This is a genomic window from Brevibacillus dissolubilis, from assembly GCF_006170445.1.
Lineage (GTDB): Bacteria > Bacillota > Bacilli > Brevibacillales > Brevibacillaceae > Brevibacillus_B > Brevibacillus_B dissolubilis.
In genome coordinates, this window is sequence record NZ_VCNA01000006.1 from 235949 (window position 1) to 259966 (window position 24018).

Below are 24018 nucleotides of genomic sequence, written 5' to 3' on the forward strand. Positions count from 1 at the left end.
ATGAACTGGACGAAAAGAGGCGGGGACACATGCGTATTCATTATCTCCCATGGGGCCGGCAGGTGGACGCGGTCTGCCAACTGTGGAATCAGGAAGTAGGGAGCCATTTTCCGATGCGGGAATCGCTTTTTCAGAAAAACAGCATGGATGATCCCAACCTGCTGCACGATGGCTCGTGGATCGCGTGGGATGAGACCGCTGACCGACTGGCAGGGTTTGTCATCAGCAAATCCTGGCAAGACGAGATCGTCCAACAAGCCGCCATCTGGCACGACCCACAGACCGGATGGATTCAGGCCCTGCTCGTCCACCACGATTACCGTGGGCAGGGTATTGGCTCGGAACTGATCAAGCGGGCGGAACAGGCGTTGCGGCGGACGGGGGTAGCGAGAATCCGTCTTGGCAGCGATCTGTATCACTATTTTCCCGGAATTCCCCGTGATTTCACGCAGGCAGCAGAATGGTTCGGGCGAAGAGGCTATCGGCTTGGGATGGAGCAGCATGATTTGTTGGCTGACTTCACGGATTTGCCTGACACCCCGATGCCTGCTCTTTCTGGCGCAACACTCCGCCTGATGGTGCCGTACGACCGCGAAGCGTTTCTGTCCTTTTTGCGTGAATCGTTTCCGGGGCGGTGGGAATATGAGGGGCATCGGTATTTTGCTGACGGTGGCAGTGGACGCGAGTTTCTATTGTTGGAAAAAGACAGGGAGCTGATCGGCTTCTGCCGGCTCAATGATGCGCATTCTCCTGTGATCGCGCAGAACATGTATTGGTCACCACTCTTTGGCGGTGCAGTTGGCGGGATCGGACCACTTGGGATCAGCGAGGCCGCTCGTGGCTCGGGCTATGGTCTGGCGATCGTGCAGGCGGCGGTCCACGTCCTGCAAAAGCGGGGGATTCGCCAGATCGTGATCGACTGGACAGAGCACGTCGATTTTTACGCGAAGCTGGGATTTGGCGTATGGAAGAGCTACGTGTTGGCAGACAAAGAGTGGCAGATAATAGAGGATACAACCAACTGATTCGATTTGCGATGAAAAGGGGACTGCTATCCTGCCATGCCACCAACAACAGACACAGACGCAGACCAAGGTTTGATTCCGGCCCGTTTCCTCCGCCATATCCGTTCCTTGCCCGCCCATGAGCCGCTTACCAAGGAAGACCTGTTGCGGCCTGAGTTCCTTTTGCAAAAAGAGGGGGCCATCGAGGTCTACTACACCCCGCACAACGAGCTGGTCAACCAGAATCCGAAAGTCGTCGTGATCGGTCTCACCCCAGGCTGGACACAGATGGAGCTGGGGTACCGCCAAGCAAGAAAGGATCTGCTCGCAGGTCTGTCCATCCGGGAGGTCTGCCTCCGTGCCAACCTCGCCGCACGCTTCGCCGGAACCATGCGCCACAACCTGATTCAGATGCTCAATGCGCTTGGTCTCGCTCGGTATCTCGGAGTCTCTGATTGTGCCTCCCTGTTCGCAGAGGAGAGCCATCTGCTGAATTCCTCTTCGGTCTGGAAATACCCCGTGTTCGTCAACGGTGAAAATTACACCGGACACACTCCGGTCTACACCCGTTCACCTATGTTGAAACAGATGGCAGACACCTATCTTCCAGAGGAATTACGTAAGTTCGCAAGCCCCTTGCTCATACCGTTGGGGCAGACGGTGGAGCGGGTCCTGCGCGGAGTGGTCGCTGACGGCTTAGCCGATGAACGCCAATGCCTGTTCGGATTTCCCCATCCATCCGGAGCCAATGGTCATCGGCACAAGCAGTTTGCGACCCGACAGGAGGAGATGCGCAGGCGTGTCCGGGAGTTTTTGACATGAACAGCCCCGTCTGTATGAGTTCCCGCCCATTCGGTCACAATAGGGGCAAAAAAAGGGATGGGTTGCCATGTATTACACTGCCAACGAAATCGCTGAAAAATTCTCAGTCACACTGGACAAAGTGGAACGAAGCTGTGCTACTGGTCACTTTGCAGGAGCCTTTCACGTCAACGATGAGTGGCGGATTCCCAAACAAAGCTTTGACGATGCCCTGCGCCGTGACCCGATGCTTTTTGCCCCTGATGGTTCCTACAGCACCGCCGACCGCATGGAGCGGGAGTATGGGAATTATGATGGAAGCGATGATTACGCGGGATAAGATGCCTGTCGTGTATAAGTGAATAGTCTGGTTCATTTGTCATGTGAGTGGGAGTATAAATCCTGCTCTTTTTTTATGGCACACTCACACATTTTATGGCACACCCACACATCCCAAGCTGTTATTACATCGGCAGAATTGTGCAAGCATCCCGACAAACCCAAGGAGGATTGCCGAACCTGACGCACATGGAGTAACAGTCATCCTCTATGGAAAAGGAAGATCTCGGATAGCTATAGGGATTGGTTGGGGTGGAGTAGGGAGGATGGAACCAGTTGCCAGATCTTGATCGAAACAGGTTTTCACATGGCGGGACACATTCATAATAATATCCTCCTGCATCTTGACAATCCGCTATACATTGTTCATAGGTATAGTTCGGAGGCAGATACCTTGAAGGCGGGTATTGTTGACGATAATACAAAGTCAATCACTCCTTATCTTCCCTCTTATTTTCTTGATAGTGTATGGATCTGGATCATTTTAGATGTTTGTCTATGAATAAATGGGCGATTGTCCAACAAATAGACTGTGTCCTTCCACCCTTGACTGGATCTACTGACCAATCCTACAATGATAGAACTATTGGAAAATACAAGAAATGATAGGGAAGGGGATTTGTTTGATATGAAAAAACGCTCGTGGCAACAACTCACCTCCGGCACGCTTGCTCTCGTCTTCGGTACCTCTCTGATGACAGGCTCGCCTGTATCCGCGCAGAACAGTACACCAGCAGGACAAGCCCCTGGCAAGACTGCCCTCACCGCCAACACCCCAGTCACCATCCCGCAAGAAACCAGCTACGCCAAGCGTCAACTCCGCGCAGCCTGGATCGCCACCGTGGTCAATATCGACTGGCCCACCAAGCCCGGTCTCGCAGTAGAAGAGCAGAAACGTCAATACATCGCTATCCTCGACGACATGCAGCGCATGGGCATGAACGCGGTGATCGTTCAGGTGAAGCCGACGTCAGACGCTTTTTATCCGTCTGAATATGGCCCATGGTCCCAATATTTGACCGGCGTGCAGGGCAAAGATCCAGGATACGACCCGCTTGCTTTTCTGATCGAAGAAGCTCACAAGCGCAATCTCGAATTTCATGCCTGGTTCAACCCATACCGCATCAGTATGAATGATAAGCTCGCCAACCTCGTCCCGAACCATCCGGCCCGCCTGCATCCAGACTGGGTGGTCAGCTACGGCGGTAAGCTCTACTACAATCCTGGCATTCCGGCGGCTAAAGATTTCGTCACCAACAGCATTTTGGAAGTCGTGAAAAAGTACGACATCGATGCGGTGCATCTGGATGACTATTTCTACCCATACCGTGTCGCAGACGTGGAATTCCCCGACGAAGCCACCTACCAAACCTATGGCGCTGCCCAATTCGCCAACAAAGATGACTGGCGCCGCAACAACACGGATACGTTCGTCTATCAATTATCCACCGCCATCAAGCAAGAGAAGAGCTACGTCAAGTTCGGGATCAGCCCATTCGGCGTGTGGCGCAACAAAGCGGTAGACCCGACAGGCTCAGATACCCAAGCAGGTCAGACCAACTATGACGATCTTTTTGCCGATACCCGCAAGTGGGCGCAGAATGAATGGATCGACTATATCGCTCCGCAAGTCTACTGGAACTTCGGTTTCGCCCCGGCCGCCTATGAAAAGGTAACCGACTGGTGGATGAAGCAGACCGAGGGCAAGAACATCCATCTCTACATCGGACAAGCCGCATACAAAGTAAATGCCAACAACGAGCAATGGGCACAGCCGAACGAACTGCCCAACCAGCTCACATACAATCTGCAATTCGACCGCATCAACGGCAGCATGTTCTTCAGCGCCAAGGACCTGCGCCGCAACCCGCTTGGTGTCGCCGACCGTCTCGCCAACGATATCTACAAGCATCCCGCCCTAGTACCTGCCATGCCGTGGCTGGACAACGAAGCGCCGAAGAAGCCGAAGCTCAAAACCGCTGATCCGACCACAGATGGCGTCTTGATCGAGTGGGAAGACCACAACAAAAATGATGCCGCTTACTTCGTCGTCTACCGTTTTGACGGGGACAAAGTGGGGAATCTGCAGGACGCAACCAAGCTGCTCACCACCGTGCGCAACAACGGGGCTGAAGTGCAATTCTTCACCGACAAGACAGCGGTAGACGGGCAAGCGTACACCTATGTGATCACGGCTGCCGACCGCCTGCATAATGAGAGCAGCGAGAGCAACAGCATTACGCTGAAAGTGAAAAAGAAATAAGGTTGCTATGGACTATGTTCGTATCTTTGGAATGGCTGTATGCAGTGTGGTTGTATTGGTGGGAGTCAACATGGGAACTTCCTTATTGACAGCCACTCAAGGCAAAGCACACATTGAATTTGTTTAACATCATAGCTTACCGTAAACATCCTTTTCAGTGAAAAGGGTGTTTTTGCCTTGTTCATTTATTTTTTTGAATCTTTTGCAAAAATATGCTCTAATAAAAATAAGTAAAGGGGGAACGCACATCATGCGGATTCATAAAAACGGCTGGGTGCATCACCTGCTGACAGCAGCCCTACAAAAGGCAGACCAGCTCGAACAAGCGATGCATCTCTACAAAACAGCGCTTGACCAGGCGTATGAGGGAATCATCATCGTCGACCCCGTGGGTACTGTCTTGTTTACCAATCATATGTACGCAGCTTTTTTAGATAGAGAAATCGAGCAACTCATCGGCAAGCCTGTCACCGATGTGGTGGAGAACACCCGGATGCATATCGTCGCCCGCACCGGGAAGGCAGAGGTAGCTTCCCTGCAAAAAATCAATGGTCAGCAAATGATCGCCAACCGTGTCCCGATCATCGACAACGGCGAAGTAAAAGCGGTTGTGGGCAAGATCATGTTTCAGGATGTCAACGATCTGTTCGAGATGAATACCAAGTTTGAGCGGGTCAAGCGGGAGCTTGCATTTTACAAGGGGGAGCTGAACAAGCGGCTTAGGGCCAAGTATACCTTTGACAGCATGATTGGCACCAGCCCTGCGCTCGATGAGGTGAAGAAGCTGTCCAGACGCGCCGCCCAGAGCAATTCTACCATCCTGATCACCGGCGAGAGCGGGACTGGTAAAGAGCTGCTCGCCCACGCCATCCACGACGAAAGCAAACGGCACGCAGGCCCGCTCATCCGGGTCAACTGTGCGGCGATCCCGGAGACGCTCTTTGAGTCAGAGCTGTTCGGGTACAAGGAAGGCTCTTTTACCGGGGCGAAGAAGTCCGGGCAGAAGGGGAAATTCGCGCTGGCGGACAAAGGGACGATCTTCCTCGATGAGATCAGCGAATTGCCGCTCAGCATGCAGGTGAAGCTCCTGCGCGTCCTGCAGGAAAAAGAGATCGAACCTGTAGGCGCAGAATATCCCGAACCGATTGACGTGCGCATCATCGCGGCGACCAATAAGCCATTGGACAAGCTGGTAGCTGAGGGCAAATTTCGCCAAGACTTGTTCTACCGCCTGCATGTGGTGACGATCGACATCCCGGCCCTGCGCGAGCGGCCCGAGGATATCACACTGCTGGCTGATCACATGCTCCAGCAGCTCGCCCAAGAGACCGATATCCCGGTCAGAGGCATCGACCAGGGAGCGAAGGATCGGCTCACCCGCTACAGCTGGCCGGGGAATATCCGTGAGCTGCGCAATGTGCTGGAGCGAGCCATCCATGTAAAAGACGGGGAGATGATCACCGAAGAGGATCTGCCGGCGATGGTAAGAGAGGGGACGGCATACACACTGTCAACAGGTTCATCCCACTCTGCCGCCGTCGCATCATCCCAGGAACCATCGCAGCTTACGCTGGACGGTGCATTGGAACAGGCCGAACAGATGATCATCCGGCAAGCCTTGGAGCAGGAGAAGGGGAATAAGCTGGCGGCTGCACGAAGGCTCGGGGTCAGTAAGTCCAGCTTTTATGCGAAGCTGCAGAAGTATCAGATTGGGGACGAATAGTGGAATACTAGTCTGCCTGCCGTCGCGGTGGGCTTTTTCTTTATGTTTGATCCGTTATTTTGGTCTTCTTACAGACTTGTCTATAAACACGATAAATAGACATGAGATTCCATGAAACCGGAATAAAAATCCGTATTCTCGGAAAAACACAACTTGTCTATCCCCGTCCCTTCTGCAAAAAATGGCGAATTATGTACAATCTTAGCTTTTAACTGAATTGGCACGCTACTTGCTATGTATTGAAAGCGGTTACTAATAAAATCAACATAAACAACCAATACAAAGGGGTGTGAATTGAGATGAAAGTACAATCAAGCATTCAACAAGCTCTCGAAGGGATTACCGATGGCATGACCATCATGGTAGGCGGCTTCGGACTGGTTGGAATTCCCGAGCATCTGATCCTTGGTCTGTATGAGAAAGGTGTCAAAGACCTGACCGTCATCTCCAACAACTGCGGGGTGGACGACTGGGGTCTGGGGATTCTTTTGCAGAACCGTCAGATTAAAAAAATGATCTCCTCCTATGTTGGTGAAAATAAAGAATTCGAGCGCCAATTCCTCTCTGGTGAGCTGGAAGTAGAGCTGGTGCCACAAGGTACGCTGGCAGAACGTGTCCGCGCAGGCGGAGCAGGGATTCCGGCATTCTATACTCCGGCAGGCGTCGGTACCGTGATTGCGGAAAACAAAGAAACCCGCACCTTCAACGGCAAAGAATACGTACTCGAAACCGGGCTTCGTGCTGATTTTGCCCTGGTCAAGGCTTTCCGTGGTGACACCTACGGCAACCTGATCTACAACAAAACCGCGCGCAACTTCAACCCAATCATGGCGACAGCAGGGGCAATTACAATTGCGGAGGTAGAGGAGCTCGTGGAAGTCGGCAGCCTCGATCCAGACAGTGTCCATACGCCAAGCGTCTATGTCCAACGCATCATCCAGCGCGACCACTACGAGAAGCGCATCGAAAAACGTACGGTGAAAAAGTAAAAGGAGGGGGAAGAAAACATGCTTACAAGAGAACAAATCGCTATGCGTGCGGCAAAAGAAATCCAAGACGGCTTTTATGTCAATCTGGGGATCGGGATTCCGACACTGGTAGCCAACTATATCCCAAGCGATATGCGGGTTGTACTCCAATCCGAAAACGGACTGCTTGGCATTGGGCCGTATCCATCTGAGGACGAGCTTGACCCGGATATGATCAATGCAGGGAAAGAGACGATCACGATGATTCCGGGAGCGAGCCTGTTTGACAGTGCGGAGTCGTTTGCGATGATCCGCGGCGGTCACATCGACTTGGCGATCCTTGGTGCGATGGAAGTATCCCAGAACGGTGACCTGGCCAACTGGATGATCCCAGGGAAAATGGTTAAAGGCATGGGCGGCGCGATGGATCTCGTTCACGGAGCGAAGCGCATCGTCGTCATCATGGAGCACGTCAACAAATACGGAGAACCGAAGATTCTGAAAACGTGCAGCCTGCCACTCACAGGCAAAGGCGTGGTCAACCGCATCATCACCGACCGTGCTGTCATCGATGTGACCCCAGAAGGTCTCACGCTGGTTGAAGTGGTTGAGGGCTACACCGTAGAAGACATTATTGCCTGTACTGAGGCGGAACTGAGCGTTTCCCCAACACTGACACAACTAAGAGGTGAATAAAACATGCTGAGTATGATTGGATTGGCCGGGGGGCTTGGCCTCCTGATCTGGTTGACGATGAGAGGGATGAACCTGCTGATTGCAGCTCCCTTGTGTGCTTTGTTTTTGGCGGTATTAAGCGGTATTCCATTATTCCCCCAACTCGCTGGTGAAGGTGTTCCCAGCTTGGTTGGTAACTACATGACTGGATTTTCCGGATTCGTTTCTTCTTGGTTCCTCATGTTCTTATTAGGTTCTATTTTCGGAAAAGTCATGGAGGATTCTGGGGCCGCAGATGCTGTCTCCAAGTGGGTCGTTACCCGTCTTGGCATGAAGCAGGCCGTTCTCGCGGTTGTAGCTGCTTGTGCGATCCTGACTTATGGCGGTGTAAGCTTGTTCGTCGTAGCCTTCTCCGTCTATCCGCTGGCGCTTAGTCTGTTTAAGCAGGCGAACCTGCCACGCCGCTTTATCCCGGCTGCATTGGGATTTGGTTCCATTACATTTACCATGACGTCTGCAGGTTCCCCAGAGATTCAGAACTGGATTCCGATCGAATACCTCAAAACCACACCGTTAGCCGGTTGGGAAGTAAGCTTGATCGTTGCTGTATTCATGATGATCTTTGGATACTGGTGGCTGAAACGCATGGTTGCCAAAGCGGTTGCCAATGGTGAAAAATTCGAAGATCGCGAAGGGGACCCTGTGTTTACCGAACGCGATTTGCCGAACCCGATTTTGTCCGTCATTCCATTGCTGGTCGTACTTGTTATTTCTTTCGTCTACCATGATAGCCTGAAGCAGTCTGCCTTGATCATTGCTCTGTTGGGTGGTGTGATTGCGACTTGGGCGCTGAACTACAAATATATTAAAAACGTGTGGGAATCCGCATCTGTAGCTACACTCGGATCATTGATCGCAATCGCCAACACAGCGGCGGTCGTAGGTTTTGGTGCTGTAGCAAAAGAAAGTGCTGCCTTCACTGCAGCGGTGGATGCGTTTACATCTCTGCCGGGGAACCCATTGATCGGCGCAGCGATTGCAGTCAGTGTGGTCGCAGGTATGACAGGTTCTGCTTCAGGTGGTCAGGTTATTGCTCTTCCATTGCTGGCACCTGGTTATTTGGACGCCGGGGTCAATCCAGAAGCGCTTCACCGTGTCGTTGCTCTCGCTTCCGGTGCCCTTGATGCCTTGCCGCACAACGGATATGTAGTTACGACGATCCGGGGTATTTGTGGTGAGACACATAAAGCCGCCTATGGACCACTTGCGATGCTGACAGCTGTCGTACCAACGATTGGTCTTATTATCGCAGTTGTACTGTTTTCATTTGGTCTAGGCCTCTAGGTATCGATATATGAAGAAGATTTCGGTTAAGGGAGCGGAATACAAGATGAGTCAAACCATGCAGGACAAAACGATTTTTATCACAGGAGCGGCAAGCGGAATTGGTCTGGAATTGGCACGAGCGTTCGCTCAGGCGGGCGGCAAAATCGTGATCAGTGACCTGAATGCGGCGCAAGCCCAGCAGGCAGCCGAAGAGCTCAAGCAGCAGGGCTATCAGGCAATCGGGCTTGGATGCAATGTAGCCAATGAAGAGGAGATCGCAGAAGGAATCGCTCAGGCCGTAGAGCAATTCGGCAGCCTGGATGTCGTGATTAACAACGCAGGTCTGCAATATGTCTCCCCGCTCGAAGACTTCCCGACTGAAAAATTCGATCTGATGCTCCGTGTGATGCTGACCGCTCCGTTCGTGGCGATCAAGCATGCCTTCCCGATCATGAAGGAGCAAGGCTTCGGGAGAATCATCAACATGGCCTCCATCAACGGCCTCGTCGGCTTCGCCGGTAAAGCAGCTTACAACAGCGCCAAGCACGGTGTCATCGGCTTGACCAAAGTAGCTGCCCTCGAAGGCGCTGCACACGGCATCACCGTCAATGCCATCTGCCCAGGCTACGTGGACACCCCACTCGTCCGCAACCAACTCGCCGACCTCGCCCGCACCCGCAACGTCGAGCTGGAAAAGGTGCTCGAAGAAGTCATCTACCCACTCGTCCCACAAAAACGCCTCCTCAATGTGCAGGAAATCGCTGACTATGCGCTGTTCCTTGCAAGCGAGCAGGCCAAAGGCGTTACCGGACAGGCAGTCGTAATCGACGGCGGCTATACCGCACAATAAAATCATAGAATCACTTTGTACACAAAGCTGTTGGATTCTCATCCAACAGCTTTACCCATGTTTTGCTATTATTTTATATAGAGGCTGGATACTCCACGGAGAGTGAGGATGGATGATCTGTTTGTAAGGAGACCGGCCGAACGAAGTGAGGGAAAGGCGACTGGAAAACAGATCATCCGTCCTCACTCTTCTCCTCCGGAGTTATACACCTATCGTCCCTTATGCTATACTGATTAATGGTTATCTCATGACAAAAGGAGTTGTTCACTCATGGAATTGAAACCAAGTGAAGCGTTGCTTACTCTGGAAGGCTGGTATTCCTTCCACGATTTTCGCAAAATAGATTGGGAGAAATGGAAACTCACACCAGAAGACGAGCGTCAAGCAGCGATTGAAGAACTGCAGGCCCTCTTCAACGAGTGGGACGAGAACGAACAGGCAGGCCAAGGCAGCACAGCGATCTATACCGTGCAAGGCCACAAAGCAGACATCGTGTTCATGTTCTGCCGCCCAACGATGGAAGAGATTTATGAAATCAAAACCAAATTCAACAAAACAGCGTTCGCTGACTTTACCTTCAATGACTATTCCTATGTCTCCGTCGTAGAGTTGTCCAACTATGTGAACAACCCAGGCGAAGATCCAAAAGCAGATCCACGCGTGCAGGAGCGTCTCTACCCAGCTCTGCCAAAATGGAAACATATCTGCTTCTACCCAATGAACAAGAAGCGTTCCGGCAATGACAACTGGTACATGCTCTCCATGGAAGAGCGCCGCGAGATGATGCGTTCCCACGGGATGTATGGCCGCAAATACGCAGGCCGCATCAAGCAAGTGATCTCCGGTTCTGTCGGCTTCGACGATTGGGAGTGGGGCGTAACGCTGTTCTCCAACGATCCATTGGAGTTCAAGCACATCATCTATGAAATGCGTTTTGACGAAGTAAGCGCGCGTTTCGGTGAGTTCGGCACGTTCTTCGTAGGGAACATCCTTACCAGAGAAGGTGTACATAGCTTGTTGGAAGTGTAAAAAACAGATCAAAAGCGGGTAACGGCCAAATCAGGCGGTTACCCGTTTTTTTATAGGGAACAATCAAGGTAGAAATACATTTGACATAACACTATAAGGTGTTACAATAACTTATGACACCAAATGGTGTTATATTGAAACTTGGAGGCATCATCATGCAAACACAAGGAACCTTACCAGAAATCCGCAAAACGATTGTACTCAATGCTCCGATTGAAAAAGTATGGAAAGCGGTTGCCACATCAGAAGGCATTGCTTCATGGTGGATGCCAAATACGTTTGAACCTGTTTTGGGACGTGACTTCATCCTTCATGCAGGTAATTTCGGGGATTCCCCTTGTAAAGTAACAGAACTCGATCCACCGAACCGACTCAGCTTTGACTGGGGGAAGGATTGGCAGCTTACGTTTGAATTAAAGACAGTAGAGGATGGAAAAACAGAGTTCACACTGATTCATTCTGGCTGGGATGCAGACAAGGTCACTGAATTCGGACAACCTCACTCGGTCATTCGTGGCATCATGGACGGTGGATGGGAGAAAATCGTCAAAGAAAATCTTCCTGCATCGATCGAGGCTTAACTTGGTCACCTCTCCAGCTAAGCACGATGTATTTCAGGCAATCGCAGACCCTACCCGCAGGAGGCTGTTAAAATTGCTTGCCGACAAGGAAATGCCGATCACCGCCATTACAGAATGTTTCCCGATCACACGTACGGCTGTCAACAAGCATCTGCATGTTCTATCCGATGCGGGTCTTGTCAGCAGTCAGAAGGTCGGACGGGAGACCCGGTACAAGCTTCAGCCAGAACCCCTTGTCGAATTAAAACAATGGCTTGCCTTTTTTGAACAATATTGGGATCAAAGGTTGTCTGCTCTAAAAGAATGGGTAGAGGCGGATAACGATTCGCAGTGAAAAGACCGAGATGCGCTCTCGGTTTTTTTGCTTATCTTGTATTTTTCGCGTACAGCCAGTTGTAGTAGGATGCATGCTTGATCTCATCTGTCATGATCTCAAACATGATATCCCTGTATGGATAAGGCAGATTGAGATAGATGATACGGTAATTTTCAAAGGCGCGCAGTTCACCGAGCAGGGCTTGCTCGATTCCGGCGAGATAGCTGGCAGGGCGTTGGAAGGTTTCGGTCTCTGCAGTAGTGGGCGGTTGTTGTCCTGTCAAGGCGGTATAGAGCTGGCGAAACATGCGGCGGTGCTTGCGCTCGTCATTGCGGATCGAGGTGATGATCTGTTTTTCCTGCTGGGTGGGGGCGACACTGATCAGGTAGTCATAGAACAGTTCATCGTTACGTTCTCCGCTGATCCCTTGCAAAATGCCTCTGAGTGCGATGTTGAGGTTGTTGGCATTCATGTCCATGCGTACAGGGGTCATCATAGGGTTGGAATATGGATCAGCGTAGGAATATGGATTCATGTCGGAAGTCTCCTTTTGGTGGGGAATGTTCCTTAGCAGGATATTCACCTACAGAGGGCAGAGTGAGGGGAAAGATGCCCAATTTGACCGTGCTCCATTCGACAATCTTTTTAGCGTGGCTGGTTATGTGCCGTTTCTGTTTGATCCTATCTACATATATTGTCAGTAGCAGGCATACGAAATTACCCGCCTATGTGCGAGTGATAAAGCGAAAGGAGCAACGTTGATGAAAACATTCACTCTCCAACAGATCGCCGACCTCATCAACGGAACGGTCGTGGATGGCGATCCTGATCTGCTTATTCACGATGTTGTCTATCTGCAAAATAAGCTGACACAACCGCATACCCTGATTTTTAAAAGAAGTGAAACCTCCTCACTGAACTGGGGATTATTGCGCAAATATGCTCCTTTTGCGATCGTTGTGGAAGATCGGGACCCCACGTTCATTGAGGAGGAAGATTGTGCAATCATATTCGTGAAGGATATTGAGGACGCTTATTACCGGTTTGTGGAAGCGTATCGCAATCTTTTTGATATTCCGGTAGTCGCGGTCACGGGGACCTGCGGCAAGACGACGACGAAAGAGATGATTCGGCACATCCTGCAGGAGACCATGAACGTACAGGCCACTGTCAAAAGCAATAATTCTTTCCATCGCAATCTATCCTATCTGACCGGGATTGACGAGCATACGGATGCAGCTGTGTTTGAAACAGCGGTAGGAAAACCGGGGCAATTATCCTATCATTGTGATTACTTTCAACCCACCATCGGGATCATAACCAACATCGGTGTTGATCACCTGGACGGGTGCAAGACGTGGGAAGCTTACCTGAATGCCAAGGCCGAAATCCTTGGAGGACTGAAAAATCAAGGCGTTCTGATCATCAACGACGACTGTCCCAATATCAAAAAAATAGATATGAGCCAATACCAAGGGAGGATTGTGACTACGGGCCTCGGGAAGACAGCCGAGTTCGGAGCCGAAAGAATCCGCTATGGTGAGGGCGGCATGCATTTTGTCCTGCGGCATCAGAATAGAAAGTATGCGGCATTCGTCACAGGCTATGGCGAGCATCAGGTGTATAATGCACTTGCAGCGGTGGCGGCCGCTGTAGAGATTGGGGTCAGTGTCAAAGCAGCGATTGACCGGTTGGCATCCTTTCAACCCGTGAGATTGCATACAGAGATGTTTACGGGAATCAATGGATGCACGGTCATCGACGATACCTGGAGCGCCAACATGAATTCGATCGAAGCCGCTCTGAAGGTCCTGCGCGATCTGAAAAAAGGCAGAACCTCAATCTTTATCATCAGCGACATCACGATGCTCGGAGATGCAGTGCAGGAAGTCCACCGCCAAGTAGGGGAGATGGTGACGCGCTACGATGTAGATATCCTCATCACTGTCGGCGAGGCAGCTTCTCTGATTGGCACCAGCGCCTTATCCGTCAAGCCCCAGATGAGGGTGCACATCTACAAGGAACCCGAGCCAGCCTTGGAACTTCTCACCCGGATTTTGAATGAGCGGACCATCATTTTGATGAAATCCGACATGACAGACCGCCAAATGCCAACCGTGATCAAAAAAATAAAACTCAAGAAAAAATAGCGAAAAAAAAGAGGCACTCCGACCTAAAAAAACAGGAATAGAGAACCTTGTCATCATTTATGTATTTGGTATATTAATAGTATAAGTTAATACAAATACAGGAAACGAAAAAGTGAAAACCCGGACCTTGGTACATAAGGTCTGGGTTTTTTTACATATGCTTAACGAGATTAATTATGTTAAAGTTGTTTAGTGAGCAAAACAAGGTAACATAACATCCAAGGAGGCGCATCATGAAAAAGTTTTTACCGTTGACATTGGCTGGTCTTATGGCATTTGGAGCTGTCTATTCTGCTGCACCGGTTGCTCCGGTTTCCGCAGCGACACCACTCAGTGCCACTGCACAAGCGAAGGCTGACGAGATCATCAAGATCGCTGAGAGCCTGATTGGACAAGCCACTTACAGCACAGCCGAGTACAAGACCACTTACCCTTACAAATTCTCCTGCGCGACTTTTATTGACTACGTATTCAAGCAAGCAGGCGTAGACATTGCCACATATAACGAAGACTTCATGCAGCAGATGGGCGAATTCGTCCCACGCGATCAGCTGCAAAAAGGTGACATCATCATCTTTGATGCTAACAAAACCACTCCGGAGCCAGACCACGTAGGGGTCTACTACGGCAACAACAAAGTAATCCACATGGCTGACCCGAAACAACATATCATCATCTCCGACATGGCAGCGAAGCCATACTACACCACTGCATACGTCGAAGCCCGCCGTGTGATTCCAGACTTCCTGCCATCCAACCCACCGACCAAAGCGGACCAAGCAGTAAGCCTGGCCTACAGCCTGAAGACATCTGCTACCATCGCAAACACCAACAGTACCTCCAGCATGACCTTTACCAACCCTGGTTTTGCGAACTATGTATTCGGTCAGATCGGTTATTCCCTCGGAACCAATAATGTTGAAGAGCAGATGAAGCTGGGTACAACCGTTCCAAGATCTGAACTGAAAAAGGGTGACCTCGTCTTCTTCGGCAATACAGCAGGTTCTACCACACCATCCATCGTCGGGATCTATGTAGCGAACAACGTCGTGATCGTTCCGAACTCCAGCAGCGGCGTACTCAGCCGTACCCTGTTCGTGGACTATTACAAAGACCGTTATATCACAGCCAAGCGTGTCCTTCCTGTTGAGGTTGCGCTGACTGAGCAGGACAAGCTGGTCAACACAGCAGAAGGCTTGATCGGAAAAGTGAAGTACGGTTACAGCTACAGCCCAAGCACACTCACCTTCACTGGTGCAGGCTTCACGTACTATGTATACAGCCAATACGGTATTGACCTCAAAGAAAAAATCGCCAGCCGCCAAGCACAGATGGGTACCGCTGTTGCAAAAGCCGACTTGAAAAAAGGCGACCTGGTCTTCTTCTCCCTGAACAATTCCGGTACAGATATCACACATGCGGGTATCTACGCAGGCAACAATGAAGTGATCCACCTGTCCCGCACCAATGGTCTGGTGAAAGAAAGCCTGAGCTCTGACTTCGCAACGAAAAACTACGTAACTGCACGCCGCGTGATGTAGGATCTGTTGCAAACAAGCAATTTCACGAAAAAAGCATATATGCATGAAAAAAACGTGGGAGAATCATTCCCGCGTTTTTTTTGTCTGTTATTCCAGCAGGGAGGGCTTGCAAGGCTTCTTGAAGGAGAAATCTCAGTCAAAAAGCAAGAAGTGCAAACGTTTGTTTTACATACATATTAAAATATTTATTCCTAACAGAAAGAAATAGGTAGTCTTAATTTCGATTTGGGTATTTTTTACTGATTTTTTATAATAAGAAATATTTTACTTGCTGTATGATTTTACCATCCCCTATAATTCGAGATGCAAACGTTTGCATTTTAGAAAAACCATTCATGGAAGGATTGGTTAGAAGGATGAAAAAGTGGTTTGCGACTACGGCATTATTGGCTATGACACTCTCAGGCATTGCACAACCGGCTTCTGCTCTTGGTTCGACGGATTGGGAAAAGAAGAGTATCTATTTCATCATGACTGACCGCTTCAGCGACGGTGACACTTCCAACAACAACTATGGCGGATTCTACGCGAACAAGAGCGACCCCTCCAAGTATCACGGTGGCGACTTCCAAGGGATTATCAACAATCTCGACTATATCAAAAACATGGGCTTCACCGCGATCTGGATCACACCCGTGACCATGCAGAAGAGCGCCAATGCCTATCATGGCTATTGGACCTATGATTTCTACAGCGTGGACGGACATCTCGGCGATATGGTCAAATTCAAAGAGCTGGTCAGCACGGCCCGCACCAAAGGAATCTCTGTTATGCTTGACGTCGTAATCAACCACACAGGGGATTTCCAGCCGTACAACGGATACGCGAAGGCTCCTTTTGACCAATATGACTGGTATCATCACAACGGAGATATTACCGCAACCGACTACAGCAACAACAACCAAGCCAAGATCGAAAACGGGGACGTCGCAAGCTTAGATGACCTCAATCAAGAGAACACGGCTGTCGCGGCTGAACTGAAAAAATGGGGGCAGTGGATCATCGCTCAAAGCGGTGTGGATGGCCTTAGGATCGATACGGCCAAACATGTACCCAAATGGTTCTTGCGCGATTTTGACACAGCGGTGAACACCTTCACGATCGGCGAGGTCTATCACGGTGACCCGGCTTATGTCGGCGATTATACGAACTACACCGATGCCGTGCTTGATTTCCCGATGTACTACACGATCAAGGATGTATTCGGCCACGATATGAGCATGACCAAAATCCGTGACCGCTACAAGGATGACTACCGCTACAAAAATCCGAAAACAAACGGTCTGTTCATCGACAACCACGACGTGAAGCGCTTCCTCCATGACGCGTCAGGCAAGCCCGGAGCCACTTGGGACAAATGGCCACAGCTAAAAGCAGCGCTTGGCTTCCTCTTCACCTCGCGCGGCATTCCGATTGTCTATCAAGGAACCGAGCAGGGCTTCAGCGGCGGGGATGATCCAGCGAACCGTGAAGATATGGTGTTGAACACCAGCAATGAACTGTACAAATACATCGGCAAGCTCAATTTCATCCGCAATACCCATCCGGCTCTACAGAACGGTACCCAAGCAGAAAAATGGGTGGATGACACCTTCTACGGCTTCCAACGCTCCAACAACGGAGACGAGGCGGTCGTGCTGATCAACAATTCTTGGAGCAACCAAAGCCGTACGATCCCGAACCTGAGCAATCTGGCGTCGGGCACTACGTTGTATAACCGATTGGGAACAGATTCTGTGCAGGTGAATAGTGGTTCCATTAGTGTCACGTTGGGGCCGAAGGAAGTTAAGATTTTTACGAAGTAGTTATAATGATGACGTGAATAAAAGGTAATCATCATTAAATAAGCTGAACTACAGCCGTTTCTCGGTATCTATTCTGGGGAACGGCTATTTTATTTATTTACAAAAAAATGATTTTTTTATATTATTTTGTAGTGTAAAAATGGATTTGTAAAAATTGGTTTTCGATTTAGTTTACAAAAATTTCAAGGGGGATAAAATGAAATTAAACCGTCTTTTTAAAAAACCATTAATGACATTTTTGATGTTTACAGCATTAGGCTTCGGAGCAAGTAGCGCTTATGCTGTTTATTTCAGTTGGAAATGGCCTGTCAGTACATACATTATGTACTTTGCTGATGGATATTTTGGAACCGCAGCAACTAATGGTGCAGAAAATTCAAGTCTTTTACAATCGGCTGCTAATGATTGGAGAGCAGTAGGAGCAAAGATTTATCCAATTACGACTTCTTATGAAAATTCATCGATTGATGTTAGGGTTTATTATTATCCAGATGAATATGATACTTCGAATTATGGACAAGCCAGATTGTATGATAATAATTATAACCTTATTTTGGATTACCACACATCTACACCTGTAAGCGGAGAAATCTTAATTTGGAAAAGAAATTGGGACGATATGAGTGTTTATCGGAAGGAGTACATTCTATTACATGAGATGGGACATACTCTAGGTTTGGCCCATGTGGAGGATGGAGTGGCTGACACTACGGCATCGGTAATGGATGAAGATGATACGGCTTATTTAGCACCAACAGCCTATGATAAAACTGAATTGATAAATAGATATGGGAAGGTACAATAATATGAATATCGTTAAGAACATAGGAGTAATCGTTGGCGGGATGTTGTTTGGTATATATCTTTTTGTGGGATATGACAATATTATTAATAAAGATGTCACTAGTTCCGGACTTGTACCCATGTACACATCACTAGATGAGCTATCGAATGAATCAAATATTATTGTAAAAGCTAGCGTTTTAAAGGATTCTAAAGATATTGAAAAGAGTATGGCTGTAGGTAAAGATGCAACTTTATTCAAAGACCATTCTTTGTCAGCAAGACTTTACCAGGTTAAAATTGAAGAAGTACTAAAGAACCAAACAGATCTAAAACTTAAGCAGAATACGAACATTGAACTTATACAAAAACTGGGGATTTCCAACAAGGGACAATTTGGCCCATTTGAAGACAGTGGCTTAAAACTTGAAGAAGGAACTTACCTATTCTATTTAATACATTTTGAATCACAAATCTTTGGAAAAAAAGTTTTTATGCCAAAGACATTAAAGCATATATATAAATTGAATGAGTCCACTGGTGAATATGAAAATATAACAGGAGACACTTTAGAGATTGTGAAATTAGAAGATGCCGTAAATGCTTCAGAGTAGAATATGTAGTTAATTCATTGTATAAGTATACAAACGAGCTATTACCTAATTAGGTATAGCTTGTTTGTTTTCTATTTAAATGAAACAAAAAGGAGTGAACATATGAAACGCGTATGGGGCGGAGTACTTCTCGTTGCTATAGCTGCGATAGTTATTTTCAATATAAAAACTAACGTAAGACTTCATCAAGTCATTTCTACATTAGAACAACAAGGAATCCCCGATATGTATAAAAACCTGAATGAACAGGTCAGGATGGGTCACCCCCTGTATGAATTATTCGGTCATCAACCATACGAAGTGCATATCAGGGATACACAAGATAAAATGTACATCTACACCTACAATTCATATGAGGGACCTGATAGGGCATTAGAGGAACTGGAGGAGAAAGCTGAATACCTAAAATCGGTTTCCTATAAGGCATATAGAAAGAAGAATATCTTGATTCTTTATGTTTTTCCGGAAGGTCAGATGTCTGACATAATAGATCATAAAATCACAAATACAATGACCCAAATATAAAATGACGTTTTTGGAAAAGTGCGTTTATGAAAGAAGCGACCGACCCAAGGTTATTCTGGGCGGTCGCTGTTTTATTGATCTTTTTAAAAATGATGATTCTTCAACCGCTCCGCCAATTCAATCATGGAGCGGCTGCTCATCGGACCTTTGATCAGCAGAAGTGAGTTGGGGTCCAATGTCTTTTCCAGAATAGCTTCGATCTCGGGCGTCACCTTGGGAAACGCATGGATTTTCCCGCGAAAGCCGTCCCGTTTGGCCTGCTTGGCGATTTCTTCTGCTTTTGTGCCGATGGTGATCAGGGTGTGTACCTTGCGCTTTGCGACGAGGCTGCCGATCTGCTGGTGGTATTGCAGCTCATAATCGCCGAGACGCTTGATATCACCGAGCAGCAGGACAACCTTTTTTCCCTGTCCGATGTGATCGAGTACCTTCAGTGCGGCTTCCACAGAGGTAGGATTGATCGTCCAGGTATCATCGATAATCGTGCTGCCGCCGATGCCCTCTGACATCTCCAAGTGGCGTTGCAGACCCCCGAAGGTAGCGAGACGCTTAGCGGCTTCGCTGATCCCGATGCCGATTTCGTGTACGGCGGCAAGGGCAGCCAGTGCATTGTACACCTGATGCTCACCGAAGCCTGGGACGAACACAGGGTATTTCATCTGACGCAGATGGAGGGTGAATTGCATACCGCCATGACCGTAGCGGATATCGGTGGCCCGCAGGTCTGCTGTGTCGTTGACGCCGATGTAGACGACTTTGCCGGTGAAGTCTGCGAGTGAGATCTGTTTGGTATTCTGATCGTCGGCATTGAGGATCAGGACGCCGTCGGGTGCCACTCCCTTGACGATTTCACCTTTGGCTTGGATATAGCCCTCCAGCGTTTTGCACCCGTCGAGATGATGGGCACCGATGTTGGTGATGATGCCGATCGTTGGTTGATAGATCATGCATTGGTGGGTGATATTGCCGGGATTGCCCAAGCCGTGCTCGAAGACGGCCACATCGGTTGTATCGTCGATTCCCAGCAGGTATCCGAAAGATTTACGCGGTTCGTTGATGCTGCTGATAGACGCCTGTACGTTATGATCGACACTGAGCAGGTGCTTGATCATCTCTTTGGTGGTCGTTTTTCCGCAGGTTCCGGTGATGGTGATGACAGGGATGTCGAACAGACCACGGTAATACTCGATGAATCGCCACTGAGCCTGCACCAGATTTTTGACCCGAATGATCGTCTGACCGTGTCCGTCTGCCAGGTCAGCCACAGGTATATCGGTGATGATGACACAAGGGCCACAGCGCTTCAGCTGCTCCCAGCTCACTTCCTCTTTTCTGCTGAGGAAGACCAGTGTGTTGGTCTGTTCGATCTCTTGCCGGTTATAAAAAACAGCTGCGGTCACAACTCCATCATCCGTACCATGGATCAGCTCCCCCTGAAGCAGAGTTCGTATTACTCCCACATTGAGAGGCTTCATTGTCTATCTGGTCCCTCCCTGTAAAGCCAGCTTTTTTGATCCTTCTTGCCAAGTGCTACTCGCTGGTATTGCCGTTGATGGTGTCAGGGTTCTGATTTTGCCGGGCTTGGTATTTTCGGTTATCCACGATTCGTTGCCAGACCGAGAAGTCCATCGTCGCAAAGGCGCGGATTCCCGGTGTGGTATTCACCTCAAAAATCCAAGGTTGTCCGTTCGCATCCAGTCCGATGTCGATCCCGTATTCGCGGCATGGGTATGGACCCGCCATGACCTGTGCCGTGATGATCGATCTGTGTTCCATCTCCTGCATGACTTGCCGTGCCTTCATCTCATCGAACTTCATATAATTCATAAGTAAATCTTCGACCAAGACGATATCCGCCCCGCGGTTACGGTTGACGACCCCGTCGTCCTGCTGTCCGATGTTGCCGAACATGCCGCCGACAATCCAAGCACCGTCGATGAACTGCACATGGCTGCGCACCAATACATACTGTCCGCCAGGGGTGATACTGCGTACGCCCTGCTGGAGGATGTAATCATAGGTTCTGCCTAAGGAAGCGAATGGATGGAGGATCGGATGCAGCTCTTCGACGTGTTTCACTTGACCTTCCAGACGATCGCCGACAACGGTGTATCCGACATAGGCATACCCGCCGGATGGTTGTCTGGTGATACGGATGATTCCTCTTCCCTGACCTGTCGTGTCCATCTTGGCGAAAACCAGTTCGTGGCGCTCCAAGAAGCTTTTCAGATTCTCGAGGCTGTAGGGGATGGTTTCTGGAAAGAAGCGGGACGTAGCGTGATTCTGTAAGAACAGCTCGGCTTGCTCCCTTTTACCGACTTTGTAGACCAACTGGTTTCCCTCCTGAAAAATTTTATCTTCTTCATACTTTATGCGAGACGGTCATGCACGGTTTGGGTAGGGAGGGGGTGACAACCATCTATTTTTCAATTTGTACGGACCTGATGCGACATTTGTCCGTATCTAACTGTCTTGCTTCAACATTTACTATTAGAAGGGAGAGATTATGGGCTAAGGAGTGAGATACGGGTATGACATTGATTGGTATGCTTCACCATCGCAAAGATCCCCGTACCGTCATCAAGGCTTATGCGTACGCTGCTATAGCCAGGGCAGAAGGGGCAGAGTTGGTTTATTTTTCACCGGGGCAAGTGAATCTGGAGGACAAGACAGTAAACGGATATATCTATGAAAACGGGGACTGGGTGCAAACGGTTGTCCGCTGGCCCGATGTGATCTACAACACAGGAAGCCCAGAAAAGCTGTCTAAGCAATATGACATCATCCGGGTCATGAAGCAGTCGATTCCGTTCACGACTCATTCCATCGGGAACAAAATGAGGGTGTATAAGCGGATTGAGGAAGCGGGAAAATTTTCGCAATACTTGATTCCTTCGCAAGTGGTGCGCCATCTCAAATCGTTCTTCGATCAGCTCAATATGTATCAAAAAATCGTGTTCAAGCCGGTCAATGGACGTAAAGGGCAGGGGATTCTGCTGATCGAGCGCTCCCAAGACCGATATGTGGTGCAGAATCAAGACAAACGGGAGTACATCTCCACCGCAGGGCTGCGGGAATTGATCGGCGCCAAGCTTAGGGAAGGCGCCCATATGGTGCAGCCCTATATCCACTGTAAGACCAAAGCAGGCAATGCCTACGACTTCCGTCTGCATGTACAAAAGGATGGCAACGGGGAATGGGTGATCACCACTACCTATCCGCGGATCGCTCCAGCAGGCAGTATCATCGCCAACATCAACAATGGGGGCGCAACCAACTATCTGGAGCCGTTCTTGCTCCAAGAGTTCGGGGAGCGTTACTACGATATCAAGCGCTATCTGGAGCAGTTTTCCCTGATGATGGCCCGCCATCTCGATCAGATCCAGATGGAGAAATTTAATGAAAGAATAGATGAACTGGGCATGGACGTCGCCCTGGATGAATTCGGGAAACTGTGGATTTTTGAGATCAACTGGAGACCGGGCTGTCCGCCTGCCTTTTATCTGGAGCTGGACGTGGTGAAGAACCTGATCCGCTACTGTATCTACCTCGCCAACCAGGCAAAAGAAATTCGGGAGCAAATCCGTCAGTAAGGGGGAGAGATCGGTTATGTTCAATCCTTTTGATGAGCGCCCCATCGTAGCGGTCACGGGCAGCGCGGGGAAGACCACCACCAAAGCCATGACTGCGGCGATTCTGCGTACCAAATGGATCATCTTCGAATCAAAGGATTACTGGAATACAAGCGAACACACGGAGAAGCATGCCGAACAGCTCCAGTTCCACCACCATGCTGCCGTATTGGAATATGGCATGGCCTATCCGGGGGTGATCACCCGCCACTGCTCGATCATCCAGCCCAATATCAGCATCATCACCAACATCGGATTGGCCCACGTCGGCAACTTTTCCGGTAAAATAGAAGATTTGGCGGCAGGTAAATCAGAGCTGATCAAAGGCATGAACCAAAAAGGCATCCTGCTGCTCAACAAAGATGACGAGAATTCCAAGCACCTGCACACCCAGAATTTCAAAGGAACGATCATCACGGTCGGGATCAACCAGGCAGCGGACTATCAGGCTCATTCGGTCTCCTATACCAAGAGCGGGATGTCTTTTCAGGTCAAGCTGGACGGGGTTGACGAGACATTCACCATCCCCATCTTTGGTCCGCACAATGTCTACAACGCCCTGTTCGCACTCGCTGTCGCCCACCGTCTGGGCTTCAACCCATCCGACATCCGGCATGGCCTGTCGAATTTTAAAAAGCCTGACCGCCGCTTGGATGTGTTCGAGCTGCGTGACGGCGTGACCGTCATCGACGACACTGTCCATGCACATCCCACCGCCGTCAAGGCCGCACTCGATGTACTGTGTGAAGTCAGCCCGCAGAAAAAAATCGCAGTGCTGGGCCGCATGCCAGAGCTGGGCGAATTGATGGTTCCGATGCATCACGAGGTGGGCCGCTATCTCGCCACCAAGTCGATCGATCTGCTGTTCACTTATGGCAACAATGCAGACCTGTTCGGGGAAGGGGCTATACAGGGAGGCTTTCCTGCCGACAAGATCATTCACTACCCCAATGGTACACGGGATGAGCTGCACCAAGCCATCGCCGCACAGGTCGAACCGGGAACGACGATCCTTGTCAAAGGAGCAAGCCGTCTCAATATGAATGATACGGTCCGGTTTTTGCGGGACTATTTTAAAGAAGAGAAAAAATGA

The 24018-nt window shown here is 49.5% G+C and carries 22 protein-coding genes and 1 pseudogene; 20 read left to right on the forward strand and 3 right to left on the reverse strand.

The genetic code is table 11. From position 1 onward, the window contains the following. Positions 1 to 29 precede the first annotated feature (29 nt). The 12 genes from FGI41_RS13765 (at position 30) to FGI41_RS13820 (ending at position 11893) form a co-directional block, all read left to right on the forward strand. Complete coding sequence (locus FGI41_RS13765; RefSeq protein ID WP_139490872.1) at positions 30 to 1025, forward strand: GNAT family N-acetyltransferase; 996 nt, start codon at positions 30 to 32, stop codon at positions 1023 to 1025. 36 nt (positions 1026 to 1061) lie between these two features. Beyond that, positions 1062 to 1826, forward strand: coding sequence for a hypothetical protein (locus tag FGI41_RS13770; protein WP_139490874.1), 765 nt, complete (start codon positions 1062 to 1064; stop codon positions 1824 to 1826). 67 nt (positions 1827 to 1893) lie between these two features. Continuing rightward, entirely contained in the window at positions 1894 to 2145 is a 252-nt protein-coding gene (locus FGI41_RS13775) for a helix-turn-helix domain-containing protein (protein ID WP_139490875.1), read from the forward strand. Positions 2146 to 2772: 627 nt separating this feature from the next. Then, entirely contained in the window at positions 2773 to 4407 is a 1635-nt protein-coding gene (locus FGI41_RS13780) for a glycoside hydrolase family 10-like protein (protein WP_255298457.1), read from the forward strand. Positions 4408 to 4657: 250 nt separating this feature from the next. Beyond that, positions 4658 to 6130, forward strand: coding sequence for a sigma-54 interaction domain-containing protein (locus FGI41_RS13785; RefSeq protein ID WP_368656708.1), 1473 nt, complete (start codon positions 4658 to 4660; stop codon positions 6128 to 6130). A 299-nt stretch (positions 6131 to 6429) separates the two neighbouring features. Beyond that, positions 6430 to 7119 carry a CoA transferase subunit A gene (locus FGI41_RS13790; protein ID WP_139490877.1) on the forward strand — a complete coding sequence of 230 codons (690 nt, stop codon included), beginning with the start codon at positions 6430 to 6432 and terminating at the stop codon, positions 7117 to 7119. Between the two features lie 18 nt (positions 7120 to 7137). Continuing rightward, complete coding sequence (locus FGI41_RS13795) at positions 7138 to 7794, forward strand: CoA transferase subunit B (protein WP_139490879.1); 657 nt, start codon at positions 7138 to 7140, stop codon at positions 7792 to 7794. A gap of 3 nt (positions 7795 to 7797) precedes the next feature. After that, the gene (locus tag FGI41_RS13800) at positions 7798 to 9117 is read left to right on the forward strand and encodes a GntP family permease (protein WP_139490881.1); all 1320 of its coding nucleotides are present in this window, start codon (positions 7798 to 7800) and stop codon (positions 9115 to 9117) included. Between the two features lie 58 nt (positions 9118 to 9175). Beyond that, complete coding sequence (locus FGI41_RS13805) at positions 9176 to 9949, forward strand: 3-hydroxybutyrate dehydrogenase (protein ID WP_438358023.1); 774 nt, start codon at positions 9176 to 9178, stop codon at positions 9947 to 9949. A 276-nt stretch (positions 9950 to 10225) separates the two neighbouring features. Further along, complete coding sequence (gene hemQ, locus FGI41_RS13810) at positions 10226 to 10978, forward strand: hydrogen peroxide-dependent heme synthase (protein ID WP_139490996.1); 753 nt, start codon at positions 10226 to 10228, stop codon at positions 10976 to 10978. A 155-nt stretch (positions 10979 to 11133) separates the two neighbouring features. Continuing rightward, complete coding sequence (locus FGI41_RS13815) at positions 11134 to 11559, forward strand: SRPBCC family protein (protein WP_139490884.1); 426 nt, start codon at positions 11134 to 11136, stop codon at positions 11557 to 11559. Between the two features lies 1 nt (position 11560). Next, positions 11561 to 11893 (forward strand): ArsR/SmtB family transcription factor, encoded by a 333-nt coding sequence (locus FGI41_RS13820; protein ID WP_255298458.1) that lies wholly within the window; start codon positions 11561 to 11563, stop codon positions 11891 to 11893. A gap of 31 nt (positions 11894 to 11924) precedes the next feature. On the opposite strand, the gene FGI41_RS13825 is transcribed toward FGI41_RS13820, so the two are convergent. Then, positions 11925 to 12410 carry a ferritin-like domain-containing protein gene (locus tag FGI41_RS13825; RefSeq protein WP_139490888.1) on the reverse strand — a complete coding sequence of 162 codons (486 nt, stop codon included), beginning with the start codon at positions 12408 to 12410 and terminating at the stop codon, positions 11925 to 11927. A 226-nt stretch (positions 12411 to 12636) separates the two neighbouring features. Here FGI41_RS13825 and FGI41_RS13830 point away from each other — a divergent pair, with 226 nt between their 5' ends. From FGI41_RS13830 to FGI41_RS13855, 6 genes and pseudogenes are all read left to right on the forward strand, one after another. Further along, complete coding sequence (locus FGI41_RS13830; protein WP_139490890.1) at positions 12637 to 14025, forward strand: Mur ligase family protein; 1389 nt, start codon at positions 12637 to 12639, stop codon at positions 14023 to 14025. A gap of 233 nt (positions 14026 to 14258) precedes the next feature. After that, positions 14259 to 15566, forward strand: coding sequence for a C40 family peptidase (locus tag FGI41_RS13835; RefSeq protein ID WP_255298459.1), 1308 nt, complete (start codon positions 14259 to 14261; stop codon positions 15564 to 15566). A 434-nt stretch (positions 15567 to 16000) separates the two neighbouring features. Then, positions 16001 to 17371 (forward strand): annotated as a pseudogene (locus FGI41_RS13840) (alpha-amylase family glycosyl hydrolase); the annotation flags it as partial. 196 nt (positions 17372 to 17567) lie between these two features. Then, positions 17568 to 18176 carry a zinc metalloprotease gene (locus FGI41_RS13845; protein WP_139490895.1) on the forward strand — a complete coding sequence of 203 codons (609 nt, stop codon included), beginning with the start codon at positions 17568 to 17570 and terminating at the stop codon, positions 18174 to 18176. 1 nt (position 18177) lies between these two features. Further along, the gene (locus FGI41_RS13850) at positions 18178 to 18768 is read left to right on the forward strand and encodes a hypothetical protein (protein ID WP_139490897.1); all 591 of its coding nucleotides are present in this window, start codon (positions 18178 to 18180) and stop codon (positions 18766 to 18768) included. A gap of 102 nt (positions 18769 to 18870) precedes the next feature. Continuing rightward, positions 18871 to 19293: a hypothetical protein gene (locus FGI41_RS13855; protein ID WP_139490899.1), complete on the forward strand. Its 423-nt coding sequence runs from the start codon at positions 18871 to 18873 to the stop codon at positions 19291 to 19293. Positions 19294 to 19376: 83 nt separating this feature from the next. Here the strand turns inward: FGI41_RS13855 and FGI41_RS13860 are convergent, their stop codons facing one another. Both FGI41_RS13860 and FGI41_RS13865 read right to left on the reverse strand, forming a co-directional pair. Then, the gene (locus FGI41_RS13860; RefSeq protein ID WP_255298460.1) at positions 19377 to 20753 is read right to left on the reverse strand and encodes a UDP-N-acetylmuramoyl-tripeptide--D-alanyl-D-alanine ligase; all 1377 of its coding nucleotides are present in this window, start codon (positions 20751 to 20753) and stop codon (positions 19377 to 19379) included. Between the two features lie 70 nt (positions 20754 to 20823). Next, positions 20824 to 21624 carry a YheC/YheD family protein gene (locus tag FGI41_RS13865; protein ID WP_176560271.1) on the reverse strand — a complete coding sequence of 267 codons (801 nt, stop codon included), beginning with the start codon at positions 21622 to 21624 and terminating at the stop codon, positions 20824 to 20826. A gap of 200 nt (positions 21625 to 21824) precedes the next feature. Between FGI41_RS13865 and FGI41_RS25460 the strand changes: the two genes are divergently transcribed. Further along, positions 21825 to 22886, forward strand: a complete 1062-nt coding sequence (locus FGI41_RS25460) for a YheC/YheD family endospore coat-associated protein (protein ID WP_255298461.1) — start codon at positions 21825 to 21827, stop codon at positions 22884 to 22886. A gap of 16 nt (positions 22887 to 22902) precedes the next feature. Beyond that, the gene (locus FGI41_RS25465; RefSeq protein WP_255298462.1) at positions 22903 to 24018 is read left to right on the forward strand and encodes a UDP-N-acetylmuramoyl-tripeptide--D-alanyl-D-alanine ligase; all 1116 of its coding nucleotides are present in this window, start codon (positions 22903 to 22905) and stop codon (positions 24016 to 24018) included.

What these genes read in the sequence shown, in the direction of transcription:
- FGI41_RS13765 (WP_139490872.1), top strand. Translation starts at nt 30, where the DNA reads ATGCGTATTCATTATCTCCCATGGGGCCGGCAGGTGGACGCGGTCTGC.
- FGI41_RS13770 (WP_139490874.1), top strand. Translation starts at nt 1,062, where the DNA reads ATGCCACCAACAACAGACACAGACGCAGACCAAGGTTTGATTCCGGCC.
- FGI41_RS13775 (WP_139490875.1), top strand. Translation starts at nt 1,894, where the DNA reads ATGTATTACACTGCCAACGAAATCGCTGAAAAATTCTCAGTCACACTG.
- FGI41_RS13780 (WP_255298457.1), top strand. Translation starts at nt 2,773, where the DNA reads ATGAAAAAACGCTCGTGGCAACAACTCACCTCCGGCACGCTTGCTCTC.
- FGI41_RS13785 (WP_368656708.1), top strand. Translation starts at nt 4,658, where the DNA reads ATGCGGATTCATAAAAACGGCTGGGTGCATCACCTGCTGACAGCAGCC.
- FGI41_RS13790 (WP_139490877.1), top strand. Translation starts at nt 6,430, where the DNA reads ATGAAAGTACAATCAAGCATTCAACAAGCTCTCGAAGGGATTACCGAT.
- FGI41_RS13795 (WP_139490879.1), top strand. Translation starts at nt 7,138, where the DNA reads ATGCTTACAAGAGAACAAATCGCTATGCGTGCGGCAAAAGAAATCCAA.
- FGI41_RS13800 (WP_139490881.1), top strand. Translation starts at nt 7,798, where the DNA reads ATGCTGAGTATGATTGGATTGGCCGGGGGGCTTGGCCTCCTGATCTGG.
- FGI41_RS13805 (WP_438358023.1), top strand. Translation starts at nt 9,176, where the DNA reads ATGCAGGACAAAACGATTTTTATCACAGGAGCGGCAAGCGGAATTGGT.
- FGI41_RS13815 (WP_139490884.1), top strand. Translation starts at nt 11,134, where the DNA reads ATGCAAACACAAGGAACCTTACCAGAAATCCGCAAAACGATTGTACTC.
- FGI41_RS13825 (WP_139490888.1), bottom strand. Translation starts at nt 12,410, where the DNA reads ATGAATCCATATTCCTACGCTGATCCATATTCCAACCCTATGATGACC.
- FGI41_RS13830 (WP_139490890.1), top strand. Translation starts at nt 12,637, where the DNA reads ATGAAAACATTCACTCTCCAACAGATCGCCGACCTCATCAACGGAACG.
- FGI41_RS13835 (WP_255298459.1), top strand. Translation starts at nt 14,259, where the DNA reads ATGAAAAAGTTTTTACCGTTGACATTGGCTGGTCTTATGGCATTTGGA.
- FGI41_RS13845 (WP_139490895.1), top strand. Translation starts at nt 17,568, where the DNA reads ATGAAATTAAACCGTCTTTTTAAAAAACCATTAATGACATTTTTGATG.
- FGI41_RS13850 (WP_139490897.1), top strand. Translation starts at nt 18,178, where the DNA reads ATGAATATCGTTAAGAACATAGGAGTAATCGTTGGCGGGATGTTGTTT.
- FGI41_RS13855 (WP_139490899.1), top strand. Translation starts at nt 18,871, where the DNA reads ATGAAACGCGTATGGGGCGGAGTACTTCTCGTTGCTATAGCTGCGATA.
- FGI41_RS25460 (WP_255298461.1), top strand. Translation starts at nt 21,825, where the DNA reads ATGACATTGATTGGTATGCTTCACCATCGCAAAGATCCCCGTACCGTC.
- FGI41_RS25465 (WP_255298462.1), top strand. Translation starts at nt 22,903, where the DNA reads ATGTTCAATCCTTTTGATGAGCGCCCCATCGTAGCGGTCACGGGCAGC.